Here is a 14,068-nt window from a genome sequence, read left to right on the forward strand (position 1 = left end):
GTTATCGGGTTTCAGAAGGAATGTAAAACGAAAATGTGGCACCGGCGTCCACTGCGGCCTCTGCCCAGATTTTGCCGCCGTGACGCGATATGATTCTGTGCACCAACGCCAGGCCCACACCCGTGCCTTCAAAGTCCTGCACTTTGTGGAGGCGCTGAAACACACCAAAAAGTTTATTGGCATATTTCATGTCGAAGCCCACGCCATTGTCGCGAATGGAGTAGATGGTTTTGTCTTCTTCGGTTGTGCAGGTGATTTCAATTTCGGTGAGGGGCTTTTTGCTGGAATATTTCAGTGCGTTGGAGATCAGGTTTTCCCACACCTGCCGCAGCATGTTGTTGTCGCCTTCGACCAGGGCAAGCGGATGCACCACAAAGTTGATAACGCGTTCTTTCTCCTGTTCCATCAACTCGCGGCGGAGATTGTTCACCATGGTGTTGAAGTCTACACGACTGTGCGAAAGTTCCTTGCGGCCGACGCGCGAAAAATCCAGCAAGTCGTCAATAAGTTTGCCCATACGCCTGGCGTTGCGCACCACAATATCGATCACGCGGTTGGCTTCTGGATCGAGTTTGGGCCCATAGTCTTCCTTCAAAATCCGCGCATAGCCATCGATGGAGCGCAGCGGCGCGCGAAGGTCGTGCGACACCGAGTAGGTGAAGGCCTCCAGCTCGTTGTTGAGTTGCATTATTTTCGCTTCGGATTTCTTGCGTTCGGTGAGGTTGAACACGGTGGAGCGGCTTCGCACAAAATCGCCCTGCTCGTTTTTCACTGCCGTGCTGTTGAGTATGACCGGGAGCCCTTCGCCGTTTTTCCGAACCAGGTTAAACTCCAGGTTGCTCACCGAGCCCGTGGTTTTGAATTTCTCAAAGTTATTTTCGAAGAGCGATTTACTCTCTGCCGTAAGCAAGTCTATGAACCTTTTTTTACCCACAATTTCGTCGCGCGTATACCCCAGCCATTGCAACCACATGTTGTTCATTTCGCTGATGTAGCCTTCGGCGTTCAGGGAGTGATAGCCGCAAGGCGCATTGTTGTAGAGGTCACGGATTTCTTCCGACACTTCCCGCAATGATTGTTCAGCCAACACCCGCCTCCGGAACGAAGCATGAATGGCATAAAACACCAACACCAGGATAACGGCACCCGAAAACTGCATCAACAAAAACGTTCTCATAAATTTCGATTCGCCCAGCACGCTGGCTTCGGTGCGGTGCTGCAACAGCACTTTTTCACGTTGCTGCATCTGCATGATGGCTGCCGTGAGTTCTTTCGTGATGGCATCGTTCGCTGCCGACGGCACCAGCCTGCGCGCCGCCAACACGGACTGGCTACGGGCCAGCATCACTTCCTGTATAAATTTCACTTTTTTGCGACCCGTCATACGCATGCTGTCCAAGGTCCTGAGTTGTGCGGGATTGTCGTGCACAAGCGCTCCCAGAATTCGGGTATGCTCGGCGGCCATGCGCAATTCTCCACGGTAGAAGGACGCAAAAGATGTGTCGCCCGTTTCGATGAATTGATATAGTCCAACTTCAAGTCTCAAGGCCGCAGAATAAAGTTGCTCGACATGATACAACACTTCATTAGTGTGTGTAACCTGTCGCGTGGTAACCGTAGATTCCTTGAAATAACGATAGGTATATATGCCCAGCGAGGCCAGTATGGCAAAGGCAACAATGCAACCCAACAGTATTCTTCTCTCGAAATATACCTTCATACACTTTCCTGTCCGTTAATAATACGCTTCACCGATGCTTTATTGCGTTCGGCTACTACTTCGATATACCCGTGCGGGACATACCCTACCTGACACGTTGCGACAAAGTGTGATGGTCAGGCATTCATCTACACTTCACTGGATGGGCTCCGTAAAAATAAATATACGACCTAGATTCGTATCCAAAATTTATTCTTCGAAAAGAATTTTGGGCACCGTGAGCGACGGGGATTTTTGCAGGTTTAACGGCGGGAATGCTTCCCTGTCCAACCTAAACCTTCATGCGACGTGAGGCCGTTTATTCAAATATTTCAACAATGGGTTGCCCGGTGCTGCCGCTGGGGTATTTAATTTTCAACAATGCCGAAATAGTGGGCGCTATGTCGGTGATGGGATGATAGTGATAAGAAGTGCCCTTCTTCACACCATAGCCATAGAACAGCGCCGGCACGTGTGTATCGTATTTGTAGGGCGAGCCGTGCGTAGTGCCCTGCACCGATGCCGATTCGAACCAGCCGGGCTCCAGGGCAATGAGTATGTCGCCCGAACGCTTGGGATGAAAACCACGAATAAACATTCCCTTCACACCGCCTTCGTCATAGTTGGCCTGACGCAATTGGGATTCTGTGTAATAGTTTGCCACACCGTCTACCGTCATCAGGTATTTGCCGATGAGCTCGGTCACGATGATCATGTCGATTCCCGAAGTTTTGGGGTCCCGCTGAAAAGCTGCCTGGTTCAAAAAGATCTGCTCGTTGCTGATGTTCTCGATGAAGTCGCGCCCCGGATAATAGGTGGCCAGAAATTCGTTCAGTTTTGCTTTCACATAGCTTTCATTGAAATATCCCGCCGGCATCTTGCTGTCTTTCATATACTGCGGCACATCGGCCACGGCGTGATCGGCCGTAAGGAACACCGTATAGTTTCCGGCGCCCACTTGCTTGTCGAGGTTCTTCAACAAATCGTCGATGTTGCGATCAAGGCGCAGATAAATATCTTCTACCTCCACAGCATTGGGGCCCATCATGTGGCCCACCAGGTCGGTGGTGGAATAGGAGATGCACAGAAAATCGGTGACCTCGTGTTTTCCCATTTGCTCGTTCAGCACGGCGGTCTTCGCCATCTCGGTGAGGTAGTCGTTGGCAAAGGGCGTGTAGGGCAACAGTTCGAAGTTGTTATTTTTTCCGCGAAGCTGACTCAATGCATACGGAAACACCGAGCGGTCTTTGCCGTTCATTTTGCGTTCGTAGGGGCTGCTGTCGGGTCCGCTCTCGGTATATTGTTCGATGGGATACAAGGTCTTCCATTCCTGGTTGAGGTATTGATTGGCGAGGTTCTGCCCGTTGAACTTGACGAGCCAATCCGGAAGCTTGCTCATGTAGTAAGTGCTGGTGATAAATTTTCCCGATTGTGAATCATACCAATATGCCGCATCGGCCATGTGTCCGGCAGGCAACGAGGCACCGCGGTCTTTCATGGACACGCCAATCACTTTGGCCCGCTTCTGTGTGAACAGCTTCAGCTCGTCGGTGACGGTAGACGACAACATGCGCCAGGGCGACACATCGCCATTGCCCGCGTCGTTGCCCACCGGTTTTTGCAGCGGATCCTGAACGCAGTTCACATATTGTTTGGCTTGTTTGTCATAAAAATCATTGCCGATGATGCCGTGAATGGCCGGCGTGGAACCCGTGTAGACCGAGGCGTGGCCCGGGCCGGTCACCGTGGGTGCGTAGTTATAGTGCGCATTGCGCAGCATAAAGCCGTCGTTCATCAAACGGCGAAAGCCAGCCTCGCCAAATTTTTCATAGAATCTATAAAGGTACTCCTGCCGCATCTGGTCCACCACAATGCCCACCACCAGCTTCGGGCGGTCGGGGGCGGCCGTTTGTGCATAGAGAGACACGGTGGCTAACGAAAGGATAATGCAAGTGAAGAAGGCGATGATAAAGCGCTGCATACGGCCGGATTTTAGAATCGCAAGTTAACGATTAGGCCGGTTTGTCTATAAAATCTTGCTGAACGGTATGTTAATTTTGTGCGCAGTAGATCTTATCATAATCTTCCTGCTCATAAACCTCCTTGCGCAGCATTTTGCCCTCCCGGCTGTAATAAATCACCACAAAAATGTCCGCTTCCGCCACATGCTTTTCCGTGAAATAGAGCGGATATTCAGCGGAACCCACGTTGATGACGTCGCTGAACGTCATGGGAATGACGGTGCCCATGCGACTGTTGATCACCCCATAGCGGTGATCGCTTACCACAATGGCCAGCTTCTCGCCTGCAGTGTCGCGGATCAATTTGTAGCCGTCGAGCTTGTCGAGCAGCACCTGTTTGGTGTTCAGGGCATACACCTTCCATTGTTTGTCTTTCTTCACAAAGGCAGCCGTGTCGTTCCAGTATTTCACATCGCTGAATTCGATGCCGCTCAACGGCTTGCCGTCCCACCCCACAAAGCCATACAAACCATCCTTGTAGGCAACCACGGTAGACGCGTTGTAGGGCGTCAGGTTTTTGGTGTATTCGGGTTTGATAAGTTTTTTCTTCTCGCACTGAAACAGCCCGAATTTTGCGCCCTTCAGCATCGACACCACGCCGCCGCTCACGGCACCAATGGCATCATATTCCATCGGTAGCAAGGGTTTCCCTTCGGCGTTCACGAGGCCTTTCTTGTCGCGCTTCTGCACCACAAAACAGTTCTCGCCTGCATATTGAATCTTGTCTGCCGCAAGGGTGAAGAGTCGCCTAGCCTCGTGGTTATACAACGTTTTTTTGTCGCCCTGCTCTACCCACAAAAAAACGGCAACGCCCTGGCCGGTCACAAATTCAACACGCACCGGTTGTGGCAACGAGATGGTCCGTGTGGGCGTGAAGTGTATGCGCATGCTGTCGGCCTTCACACCCAACGCGAAAGGACCGGCAAACAGGATGGAATCATAGGCGCGGCTTTGATACGCTTGTGTTGCCGGATCATAAAGACGCCATCCCTTTTCATGGCCCACGGCCGTCCACGCTTCCTTCACCACGATGCGGCCAAACGGCACCGACCGCTCGCCGGCATGATTAACGGCAACGGTACCGGCCGCGTCCGACACGGTGGCGCCGAAGTAGGCCGGCGCGATCGTGTGATGCCCCGCCGGTATATAGATATTGAGTGATTGATCTACCACCCCCCGACCTCGGGTGTCCTTTGTTGCGATCAGGTCGCGGGGCCAGGCTTTTACTTCTTCGATTTCATTTTCAGGAAGCGTTTGTTGCTGTGCCGCGCACTGGGCAATGGTGCTCATGGTCGCCAATGTAATTTTGCCGTGCTTCTTCAACACCACCACATCCTTCAGGGTGGTCACATCGTCCCATACCGCCGGCAACAACGGGCGGCCTGTCAACGTGAATAATGACCAGTGCTCCTCTTTCTTTACAGCGATCATCTTGCCGTTGAGGACGCGGGCATCGTCTACACAGCGGTCGCCCACCGTGAATCCGGATTTGTGAAGGACCTGCGTGCAGTGCTCCTTCTCCACCAATAAAAATCCTGCACCAAGGTCGTCGACCGACAACACTTCTTCCGGCAGCACCACGGCACCGTTCTGCGCCACCAGCCGGTGAGGCAACGCCACGACATCTTCCGAAATATTGCCACAGCGATAGTCGGGTTCCAACGCATCGTTGTCGGGGGCGATGATTTGATTTCCGTCTTTGTCCATGAACCCAAAGCGACCGTCGTGCAGAAAGGGCGCGAGGTAGCCATGCTCAAGGTTCATGATGGTCATAAGCGAATCGCCGATGGGGAATTTCCACCTCAGCTGGCGTTGGTCTTCGGGCAGCAGATGAAAAAGAATGTCGCCGGCCACCTTGGCGGATGCGCTGGCAGGATAGGTTGTTAGAAAATCTTCGTAGCTTTCAAGGGTACCCGACGCGGTCTTGAGTTCGAAGATCTGCCGCTCGGCCTCGCGCCGGTGTGATGTTGATGGATATTCTTTGAGAAAATTTTCGTAGCTGATCAGCTGTTTATCGCGTGTCTTGTTTTCAAAGAGTAATCGTTCATAGTAAGTTTGCGCCTCGGAGGCACGGGCTGCCTTCGGATATCGTTCGAGGTATGCGGCGAAGGCAAGATAGCTGTCTTGCATCTTTGCATCCTGAAACGCGGCCTCATCGCGCAGTGCAGCCGCTTCGTCGCGCTGTGCGGCGGTGGTGAAACTGGCGAGGAAGGCCATGTAAGATTGTTCGGTGTTTTGGTGACGGGCCCGGGCAAACGCGGCACTGTCGATGCGCGCACCGAGGTGGTGGAGCAGGAGGCTGTCAACAGGAATGCGCTTCAAACGTTCCCGTTGCTTTGCCGAACTCTGCCGAAATCCGGTGCGCGACTTCTCGGCATAGGCATGGGCGGAGTCGATTTGAAAACCCGGGTTGGCCGGCTCAAAAAAATAGCGGGCCATCATGTAGGCAGCACCGGTGTTGACAGTGTCTTTGGTGAGGGCCTTGCGGAGTTGACCGTACGCTTTGTCCCACTTCTGCTTCCGGATGTTGCTCTCCGCCTGGTGCTCAACACCCTGCGCGATGACCCCGGATGACAGCAACAGCAGCGTCGTGATGCTCGTAGTAAATTTGTAGATCAACCTCATGAACGATGTGGGTGGATGTAAAACTACAAACTTCACCGCAAGATTTATCCCTAACTAGGGCAAAGGCTGTTGTATCATGTAATAAATTTTGTAAATTTTCAGATTGTTAAAAGCGTACACATGGCAAAGCTTAAGAACATCATAAAGCAACTTTCAGAAAAAGATTTCAAAGCGATCTACGACTCCCTCATCGAGAGCAACGCCGAGAAATCTGCATACCTGCTCCGCTCCCTCCGCGAGCGACAGCTTTCGGACAACAAGATCATGACCGAACTGGACGTCAACGCCAATGCTTACTACACCCTCCGTTCGCGCCTCAACCTCAAGATCGAAGAATATCTCATGGGCCAGTTGGAGAGTCCGCGAACCGATGTGCTGCGCAAAGTAGCCAACATCAACGAAGTGCTCTTCACCAAAAAGAAAGCCATCTCGGTGGCCACCCTCAAAAAACTGGAGAAGGAACTCCTCGACTATGACCTGGCCAACGAACTGACCATCATCTACAAGTCGCTCAAAAAACTCAACATCAACTCGCCCGACTACTTCCAATATTCACAGCTCTACAACCGTCACGTGGCCTACATGCTCGCGGTGGATAAGGCTGAGGACTTATTGGCGGACTATTTCAAAAAATACGGCGACTTCCTGCTCAACGGCGGCGAAGTAGAAAAGCTCGGCCTCGGACTGTTGATGAAGGAAATGCTGAACGTGGCCAAGCTCTACGAATCGCATCGCCTCTATGTGTACCAAAGCTGCATGTACATCTTCCACCGCCTGTTTGTGGAAGTGGACGACAACATGCAACAAGACGGCGAGTCGATCGAAGACATCTTTGACAAAGTGCAGAAGATCTTCGAAAGCTATCACCTCGATTCCATCTACTACCACATGAATCTGGTGTTCGAGTTTTTGAAACTGGAATACTACAACCACTACAAAGTATACCGCCAGGCCGAAAAGTATTTCGAAGAAGTGAACGACGCCTGCGCCAACCTGCTGGTGAACTATTCCACCTTCACCTTCCCCACGCAATTCCTCATCTCGAAGATCGAACGCCACCTGCGCAACGGCACCGAAGTGGAACTGTATGCCGAGAACGAAGGCATCTTCCTCGACTATGAAGTGGACATGATGGACATCCCCAAACACATCGTGTATGTGGTGTACCGCGCCATCTCGTGCTATTATTCAGGCAAGTTTGAAGAATCGGCCAAGCTCATCAACGGCTTGCTCAACGACGTGAGCCTGAAGAAATATCCGTATGCCCAGCTGGAAATAAAATCACTGCTGGCCCTGCAATACACGCTGCTCCGCGACTTCGAATTGTTCAACCAGCTCTCCAACAGCATTCAGCGCCAGATACGCTTGTCGGGCAAAGACAACTGCGAGAATATCCAGCTCTTCCTCAAGATCCTGAAGATTGCCACCAGCGAAGCCAAGAAAGAAAAAGCAAAGAAGATACAGAGTGTTATCCCCCGTCTGTCCAGCCTCAAGGTGGACTACTTCGCGCCCACCATGCTCATCAAGCTGGACGAAAAATTTGTGGAGCTATTGACGGATTTCTAAGCGACGGCCAGACTAACGAAAGCACAACGCGCCTACGAAGCGCGGTCATGCTTCAACACGTCGGCATGCTCAGCGTAGCGACATGCAACTTCCGCCCACGTGCATCACGTCTGCGGAAATTTCAGAAATGTGTGTTTGATTTTTTAAAGGCCCGAAGTAAAGATCACACTTCGAGTTTCACAATGCTTTCGTGCGACAGGGGCTTGTTGAGATACAGCCTCACGTTTTCATATTTCTTTGAACGGTTGAAATCCTGCGGATTGATAGAGGACGTCAACATCACGATTTTGCATTTCTTTTTGGCAATGTTGGTGAGCTTTTCGAACTCATCCAGAAACTGAAAACCATCCATCAGCGGCATGTCGATGTCGAGGAAGATCACATCCGGCAATACCTGATCAGCCACATCCAGCTTCTCCATGTTTTTCAAAAACTCGATTGCGCTTTTTGCACCGGTGTGCGTGTAGATGTTGTCAGTAACGGCTGCCGCTTCAATCATCTTCTGGTTAATCAGGTTGTCAATTTCATTATCGTCAATGAGCATGACAGTTCTATATTTTCGTGCGGCCATAGTGATTTTTAGTGTGAATGGTTTATAAAAATAAGCCTTTGCTCCTGATTTGCAAACATCTCTAAATATCAAATTTTATCCCTTGTGCCAACGGAAGGGTCTCGCCAAAATTGATGGTGTTGGTCTGCCGGCGCATGTAGGCCCTCCAAGCGTCCGACCCAGACTCGCGCCCACCGCCGGTTTCCTTCTCTCCGCCAAACGCACCGCCGATCTCCGCACCCGATGTGCCGATGTTCACATTGGCAATGCCACAGTCCGATCCCGACGCCGACAGGAAGCGCTCCATGTCGCGGAGGCTCGTGGTCATGATCGACGACGACAGGCCTTGCTTCACACCGTTTTGTTTTTCAATGGCTTCCTCCAGGGTGTTGTAACGGATCAGGTATAGGATGGGCGCAAAGGTTTCATGCTGCACAATCTCAAACTCGTTTTGCACTTCGGCAATGGCTGGCTTCACATAGCAGGCCGACTCAAAGCCCTTGCCTTGCAACACCCCACCCTTCACCACAAACTCGCCACCCGCCAGTTTCACTTTCTTCAGGGCGTCGTTATACAGCTTCACGGCCTGCTTGTCGATGAGCGGCCCCACGTGGTTGGCCGGATCAAGCGGATTGCCGATGCTCAGCTGTCCATAGGCTTTCTTCAACTTCTCTTTCACTTCGTCAAAAATGCTGTCGTGCACAATGAGACGTCGCGTAGTGGTGCAGCGTTGTCCTGCAGTGCCCACGGCGCCAAACAACGCGCCGCGAATAGACATGTCGAGGTTTGCATTTTCGGTGATGATGATCGCGTTGTTGCCCCCCAGCTCCAGCAACGAACGGCCCAGTCGCTCGCTCACGGTCCGCGCTACGGCTTTGCCCATGCGGGTGGAACCGGTGGCCGACACCAGCGGCACACGTTCGTCGGCCGCCATCAATTGTCCGATGGTGGCATCGCCATTCACAAGACACGACACACCTTCAGGCACGCCGTTCTTGGCAAAAATCTTTGCTACAATAAGCTGGCAGGCAATGCTGCACAGCGGAGTTTTTTCTGAAGGTTTCCACACGCATACATCGCCACACACCCAGGCCAGCATGGCATTCCACGACCACACGGCCACCGGAAAGTTGAAGGCCGAGATAATGCCTACCGTGCCAATAGGATGCCATTGCTCATACATGCGATGGTTGGGACGCTCCGAGTGCATGGTGAGTCCGTGTAACTGGCGCGACAGGCCCACAGCAAAATCGCAGATATCGATCATCTCCTGCACTTCGCCCAAACCTTCCTGAAGCGACTTGCCCATCTCATACGACACCAGCTTGCCCAGTGGATCTTTGTTCTTCCGCAACGCATCGCCCACTTGCCGCACCACCTCGCCGCGCTTCGGAGCGGGCCAGGTGCGCCAGATCTTGAATGCTTCTTCCGATTGCTTCACCACCTTGTCCCACGTTTTTTCGTCGCCGCCATAGACGGAGCCAATCAGCTTGCCATCGACCGGCGAATAGGATTCGATGAGGCCACCGCCGGAGCGATACCATTTCGAACCCGTGGAAACACCCTGGTTATTTTTTTTGAGGCCGAGCGTGGTCAGCACATCCTTGATACCGAAATTTTTCATGCAAAGTCTGGTTTACGGAACAGGCGATTTTGTTCCAAAAGTGCGTAAAGCTAATAAAATGTTTAATATGAGGGTTTCGCGGAAGTTCCGCGGGGTGTTGGTCTAGGATGGACGGCCCATCACCAATCCACGCCGTAAGTGCCCTTCTGGCCGCCGGGATAGAACCCTTCGATGAGGATGCCCCCGCGCTTGAACTCCAGGATACGATTCAAATCTTCCACATTGTCGACCGGCACTTTGTCGATGTAGGCAATCACAAATCCTTTTTTGATGCCGGTATCTTTCCATTTGTCGGTGGCCACCGAAATGACCCGCACGCCACCTTCCAGTTGCAGCGACGCCAGCTCCTTGTAGGGAATGTCTTCGATCTGCACACCGCTCAGGTCATATTTCACTTCTTTCTTTGTCACCGTTTCGTTGCCCTCGTTGTTTCGCAGCCGCGCCTTCACTTCGCGACGACCACCTTCGCGCAAATACGCCACACGGATTTCCTTACCCGGACGATTTCGCGCCACCCACTCCTGCAATTCCGAAACCGAGTTCACCGCGTGACCATCAATGCCCACAATCACATCGCCACTCGACAGGCCCGATTGCTCGGCCGCGCTTCCGGTGTTGACGCGGTTCACCAGCACGCCCTGGTTCACATTCAGGTGCAGGTCTTCGGCAATGGAGGCGTTCACATCGGTGATCTGAATGCCCAGCAAGCCCCGTTGCACTTGTCCGAATTCCAACAAGTCGTCCATCACTTTTTTGGCGAGGCTCACGGGTATTGCAAACGAATAGCCCTGATAACTTCCCGACGATGTGGCGATGGCCGAGTTGATGCCAATCAGTTCTCCTCTAAGATTCACAAGGGCGCCACCGCTGTTGCCGGGATTCACGGCAGCATCGGTCTGGATAAAAGCTTCTACCTGGAGATTGTTACGGTCGCGCAGAATGCCGATGTTCCGCGCCTTGGCACTCACAATGCCCGCAGTGACGGTGGAGTTCAGATCGAAAGGATTTCCCACGGCCAGCACCCATTCGCCCGGGGTGATTTTGTCGGAGTCGCCGTATTTCAGAAAGGGTAAATGTTGTGCGCGGATTTTCAATAAGGCCAGGTCGGTGGTGGGATCGGCGCCGATCAGTTTGGCGTAGAAGCGCTGGTTGTTGTTCATCACCACTTCGATGTTGCTGGCATCTTCCACCACGTGATTGTTGGTAACAATGTAGCCGTCGTCAGATATGATGACACCCGAGCCCGACGAGCGCGCGGGAGAGTCCATGTAGAACTCCAGCGGGTTGACGCTGAAGTCGCCAGGACCATAGGAGGTGCGGATGTGCACTACACCGGGCGTGACTTTCTGGGCCACGCTCAAAAAATTCATGCCTTCGGAAATGTTATAGGCGGTGTCGCGACCGTAGGCTGTTTGCACAGACTGCTGACGTTGTTCGATGGAGGAATAGGATGCGGTGGTGACGTCGAGAAATTTCAGCGTGAAAATGGCACCGAGAATTCCCCCGATGCACGCTGTTAACATAACGATGAGAATGAGGATGGATCGCTTCATACCGGGCCCTTTCTTTAAACACTTCCTTTGGAGAGGCTTAGAAAGTTAACGTTTCTTTTCCGAAAATGATTGAAGGCCCAAGCGCCAGCCCAAGATTTTCTTTGAGGTGAACTTTTCCCCCGTCCATCACGCATCCTAAGTCATAAAAAACGGCTGGTGGTAGGGCGGAAAAGAAAAAAGGCGCCCCTTGCGGGAGCGCCTTAACCACCTAACCTAAACCCTTTACCCTTAGTTAACTTTGATGGTTGTCTTTACGATCTTCTTCTCATCCTTGGGCACGGTTATCTCCAGGATGCCATTGTTGTATTTTGCTTCGATCTTCGTCGCGTCAATGTTTTCGGGCAACGAGAACGAACGGTTGAAATTGCCATACTGCGATTCCACCACATGCAGGGTCGCTTCTTTTCTCTCCTTCGAGAATTTGCGCTCGCCGCTGATGGTTAAAAAGTTGTCGTTCAAATCGATCTTGAAATCTTCTTTGCTAAGACCAGGAACGGCCACGTGAACCTCATAAGCCTTGTCGGTTTCCACGATGTCGACTTTGGGAACGAACGAGTACGAAGAACCTCCGCCGCGGGTCAGCGAATCGTTGAAAAACCGGTCGATCAAATTGCTGAATGATGTGGGTGTGTAATCATTCGCGGTGCTATAACGTACGATACTCATATGATTTTTATTTTTTTGTTGAACATGTTTTCGTGTTACAGATACCCTATAAGGGAAAAGCATGCCGGCACGATTTTGAGCTCATTTTAATGTCATTATGGCTTGTTTTGAAAGAAATAGCACTTAAAATAAGACAGCATGGCAGTTTTATCCTGTTAAATGGTCATTCTTTGACGGTCCGTTTATCCGAGCACGAGTGAGTTTCTCTGAGAAGATTCTGAGTTCAGAAATGGTCGTATCCATTCCCAGGACAAAAGGGTCGTTTATCCATTGTCCCTTCACATGGTATAGCATTGGGGAAGACATAACGCCATGGCTACCCGTCGATGTGAATATCGGACACATGACGTTGCCTCTATCGATTGTCTGGAGCTTCAAGAAAAAACAATTCTGAAAAAACGGAGACGATGTGCTGGCTCGTTTCGATAGGCGTCACCGCATTTTCCCTGGGGAAATCGACTTATTTAAGTTTCCATTGATTTTTTGCAGGTTCTCAAAGTCGGCTCTAAAAAGAGTAAACAACATGGGTGATGGAAGAGCAAAAAACAAAAAGCCACTTACCGGTTTTGGTAAGTGGCCTGCTTTTTTGCTCCTCCTCTTGGACTTGAACCAAGGACCCTCTGATTAACAGTCAGATGCTCTAACCAGCTGAGCTAAGGAGGAATGCTTAAAAAGGAGTGCAATATTAAGGACTTGTGAGGCAAAGTTCCAACCCTGGACTAAAAAAATTTTAAGAGAATATTTCAGCGTGAGATAATGCTCAAAAACATTCTCCAAACACGTCGTGCAACCTTGCGGGAATGGATACGTTGACTAACTTTGCAACTCAAAGTACTTTCAGATGAAAGAAATCCAGGAATACGAAAAAGACCTCGCCTCCATTCGCACCATGATGGAGCGCTCTGCGAAATTCATTTCCCTCAGCGGTCTCTCGGGCGTGTTGGCCGGCCTCTATGCCCTGGCAGGCGCAGCAGCTGCCTATTTCACCGCACACTATCCCATCTCGCCCCTCAAGTTCCGAATCTTCTCCATACGCGAAACCGACACCCTATTGAAATTGGTCATCATTGCCAGTCTCGTGTTGGGCGCATCGCTGGCCACCGGGTTCTGGCTCAGTGCCAAGAAAGCAAAAAAACAAGGGTTGAAATTGTGGACCTCGTCGAGCAAACGCATGCTGGTGAACATCGCCATTCCACTGGTGTCCGGCGGTCTCTTCATTCTTATACTATTGTATACCGATCACTTCGGATTGGCCGCGCCGGCCAGCCTCATCTTCTATGGCCTCGCCCTCATTCAAGGCAGCGCCAACACGTTTGACGAGATCCGGTATCTGGGCTTTTCCGAAATCATTCTCGGTCTGGTTTCAGCACTCATCCCAGGCTATGGCCTCATCTTCTGGTCGCTTGGATTCGGTGTGCTGCACATCGTGTACGGCACGATCATGTATAACAAATACGACAAGTGAAGAACCCGTTCGAAAATTTAGACAAAGCGCTTGAGCATCGCATCCGCCTTCAGATCATGTCGGTGCTGGTGACCAACGACGCGTTTGAATTCAACGCGCTGAAAGAAATGCTGGGCGTGACCGACGGCAACCTTGCCTCGCACATCAAAGCACTCGAACGCGAAAAATACCTCACCATTTCCAAATCGTTTGTCGATAAAAAGCCAAACACAAAATACAAAGCCACCGAACGCGGGCGAACGGCGTTCAAAAAACACCTCGATGCCCTGGAGGCCGTGGTGAAACAACAAAAATAATTT

Annotated in this window: 10 protein-coding genes and 1 tRNA gene; 3 read left to right on the top strand and 8 right to left on the bottom strand. The window is 51.5% G+C overall.

What is annotated here, in order from left to right; all coding sequences use genetic code 11:
- Window position 1: 1 nt before the first annotated feature.
- From JI741_RS03275 to JI741_RS03285, 3 genes are all read right to left on the bottom strand, one after another.
- Complete coding sequence (locus JI741_RS03275) at window positions 2-1,720, bottom strand: sensor histidine kinase (RefSeq protein WP_202007336.1); 1,719 nt, start codon at window positions 1,718-1,720, stop codon at window positions 2-4.
- A gap of 298 nt (window positions 1,721-2,018) precedes the next feature.
- Complete coding sequence (pafA, locus tag JI741_RS03280) at window positions 2,019-3,680, bottom strand: alkaline phosphatase PafA (protein ID WP_202007338.1); 1,662 nt, start codon at window positions 3,678-3,680, stop codon at window positions 2,019-2,021.
- A 70-nt stretch (window positions 3,681-3,750) separates the two neighbouring features.
- Window positions 3,751-6,345: a tetratricopeptide repeat protein gene (locus JI741_RS03285; protein WP_202007340.1), complete on the bottom strand. Its 2,595-nt coding sequence runs from the start codon at window positions 6,343-6,345 to the stop codon at window positions 3,751-3,753.
- A 120-nt stretch (window positions 6,346-6,465) separates the two neighbouring features.
- On the opposite strand from JI741_RS03285, the gene JI741_RS03290 reads away from it, so the two are divergent.
- A complete protein-coding gene (locus JI741_RS03290; protein ID WP_202007342.1) occupies window positions 6,466-7,911 on the top strand; it encodes a hypothetical protein in 1,446 nt (481 codons plus the stop codon).
- Between the two features lie 163 nt (window positions 7,912-8,074).
- On the opposite strand, the gene JI741_RS03295 is transcribed toward JI741_RS03290, so the two are convergent.
- From JI741_RS03295 to JI741_RS03315, 5 genes are all read right to left on the bottom strand, one after another.
- A complete protein-coding gene (locus JI741_RS03295; protein ID WP_439647545.1) occupies window positions 8,075-8,455 on the bottom strand; it encodes a response regulator in 381 nt (126 codons plus the stop codon).
- A gap of 88 nt (window positions 8,456-8,543) precedes the next feature.
- Window positions 8,544-10,085: an L-piperidine-6-carboxylate dehydrogenase gene (gene amaB, locus JI741_RS03300; protein WP_202007345.1), complete on the bottom strand. Its 1,542-nt coding sequence runs from the start codon at window positions 10,083-10,085 to the stop codon at window positions 8,544-8,546.
- Window positions 10,086-10,204: 119 nt separating this feature from the next.
- Window positions 10,205-11,638 (bottom strand): trypsin-like peptidase domain-containing protein, encoded by a 1,434-nt coding sequence (locus JI741_RS03305; RefSeq protein WP_202007348.1) that lies wholly within the window; start codon window positions 11,636-11,638, stop codon window positions 10,205-10,207.
- Between the two features lie 228 nt (window positions 11,639-11,866).
- Window positions 11,867-12,304, bottom strand: coding sequence for an Hsp20/alpha crystallin family protein (locus JI741_RS03310; protein WP_202007350.1), 438 nt, complete (start codon window positions 12,302-12,304; stop codon window positions 11,867-11,869).
- A 589-nt stretch (window positions 12,305-12,893) separates the two neighbouring features.
- Window positions 12,894-12,967 (bottom strand) — tRNA-Asn (locus JI741_RS03315).
- A 178-nt stretch (window positions 12,968-13,145) separates the two neighbouring features.
- On the opposite strand from JI741_RS03315, the gene JI741_RS03320 reads away from it, so the two are divergent.
- Together JI741_RS03320 and JI741_RS03325 are read left to right on the top strand one after the other, a co-directional pair.
- The gene (locus tag JI741_RS03320; RefSeq protein WP_202007351.1) at window positions 13,146-13,769 is read left to right on the top strand and encodes a hypothetical protein; all 624 of its coding nucleotides are present in this window, start codon (window positions 13,146-13,148) and stop codon (window positions 13,767-13,769) included.
- The gene (locus JI741_RS03325; RefSeq protein WP_202007353.1) at window positions 13,766-14,065 is read left to right on the top strand and encodes a winged helix-turn-helix domain-containing protein; all 300 of its coding nucleotides are present in this window, start codon (window positions 13,766-13,768) and stop codon (window positions 14,063-14,065) included. The genes JI741_RS03320 and JI741_RS03325 overlap by 4 nt, the downstream gene beginning before the upstream one ends.
- Window positions 14,066-14,068 lie beyond the last annotated feature (3 nt).

It is taken from the genome of Chryseolinea lacunae, from assembly GCF_016735595.1.
GTDB classification, from domain to species: Bacteria; Bacteroidota; Bacteroidia; order Cytophagales; family Cyclobacteriaceae; genus Chryseolinea; species Chryseolinea lacunae.

Excerpts from the sequence above, each read along its gene's own strand:
- JI741_RS03285 (WP_202007340.1), bottom strand. The coding sequence starts at position 6,345 with ATGAGGTTGATCTACAAATTTACTACGAGCATCACGACGCTGCTGTTG.
- JI741_RS03275 (WP_202007336.1), bottom strand. The coding sequence starts at position 1,720 with ATGAAGGTATATTTCGAGAGAAGAATACTGTTGGGTTGCATTGTTGCC.
- JI741_RS03305 (WP_202007348.1), bottom strand. The coding sequence starts at position 11,638 with ATGAAGCGATCCATCCTCATTCTCATCGTTATGTTAACAGCGTGCATC.
- JI741_RS03290 (WP_202007342.1), top strand. The coding sequence starts at position 6,466 with ATGGCAAAGCTTAAGAACATCATAAAGCAACTTTCAGAAAAAGATTTC.
- JI741_RS03320 (WP_202007351.1), top strand. The coding sequence starts at position 13,146 with ATGAAAGAAATCCAGGAATACGAAAAAGACCTCGCCTCCATTCGCACC.
- JI741_RS03310 (WP_202007350.1), bottom strand. The coding sequence starts at position 12,304 with ATGAGTATCGTACGTTATAGCACCGCGAATGATTACACACCCACATCA.
- amaB (WP_202007345.1), bottom strand. The coding sequence starts at position 10,085 with ATGAAAAATTTCGGTATCAAGGATGTGCTGACCACGCTCGGCCTCAAA.
- pafA (WP_202007338.1), bottom strand. The coding sequence starts at position 3,680 with ATGCAGCGCTTTATCATCGCCTTCTTCACTTGCATTATCCTTTCGTTA.
- JI741_RS03295 (WP_439647545.1), bottom strand. The coding sequence starts at position 8,455 with ATGCTCATTGACGATAATGAAATTGACAACCTGATTAACCAGAAGATG.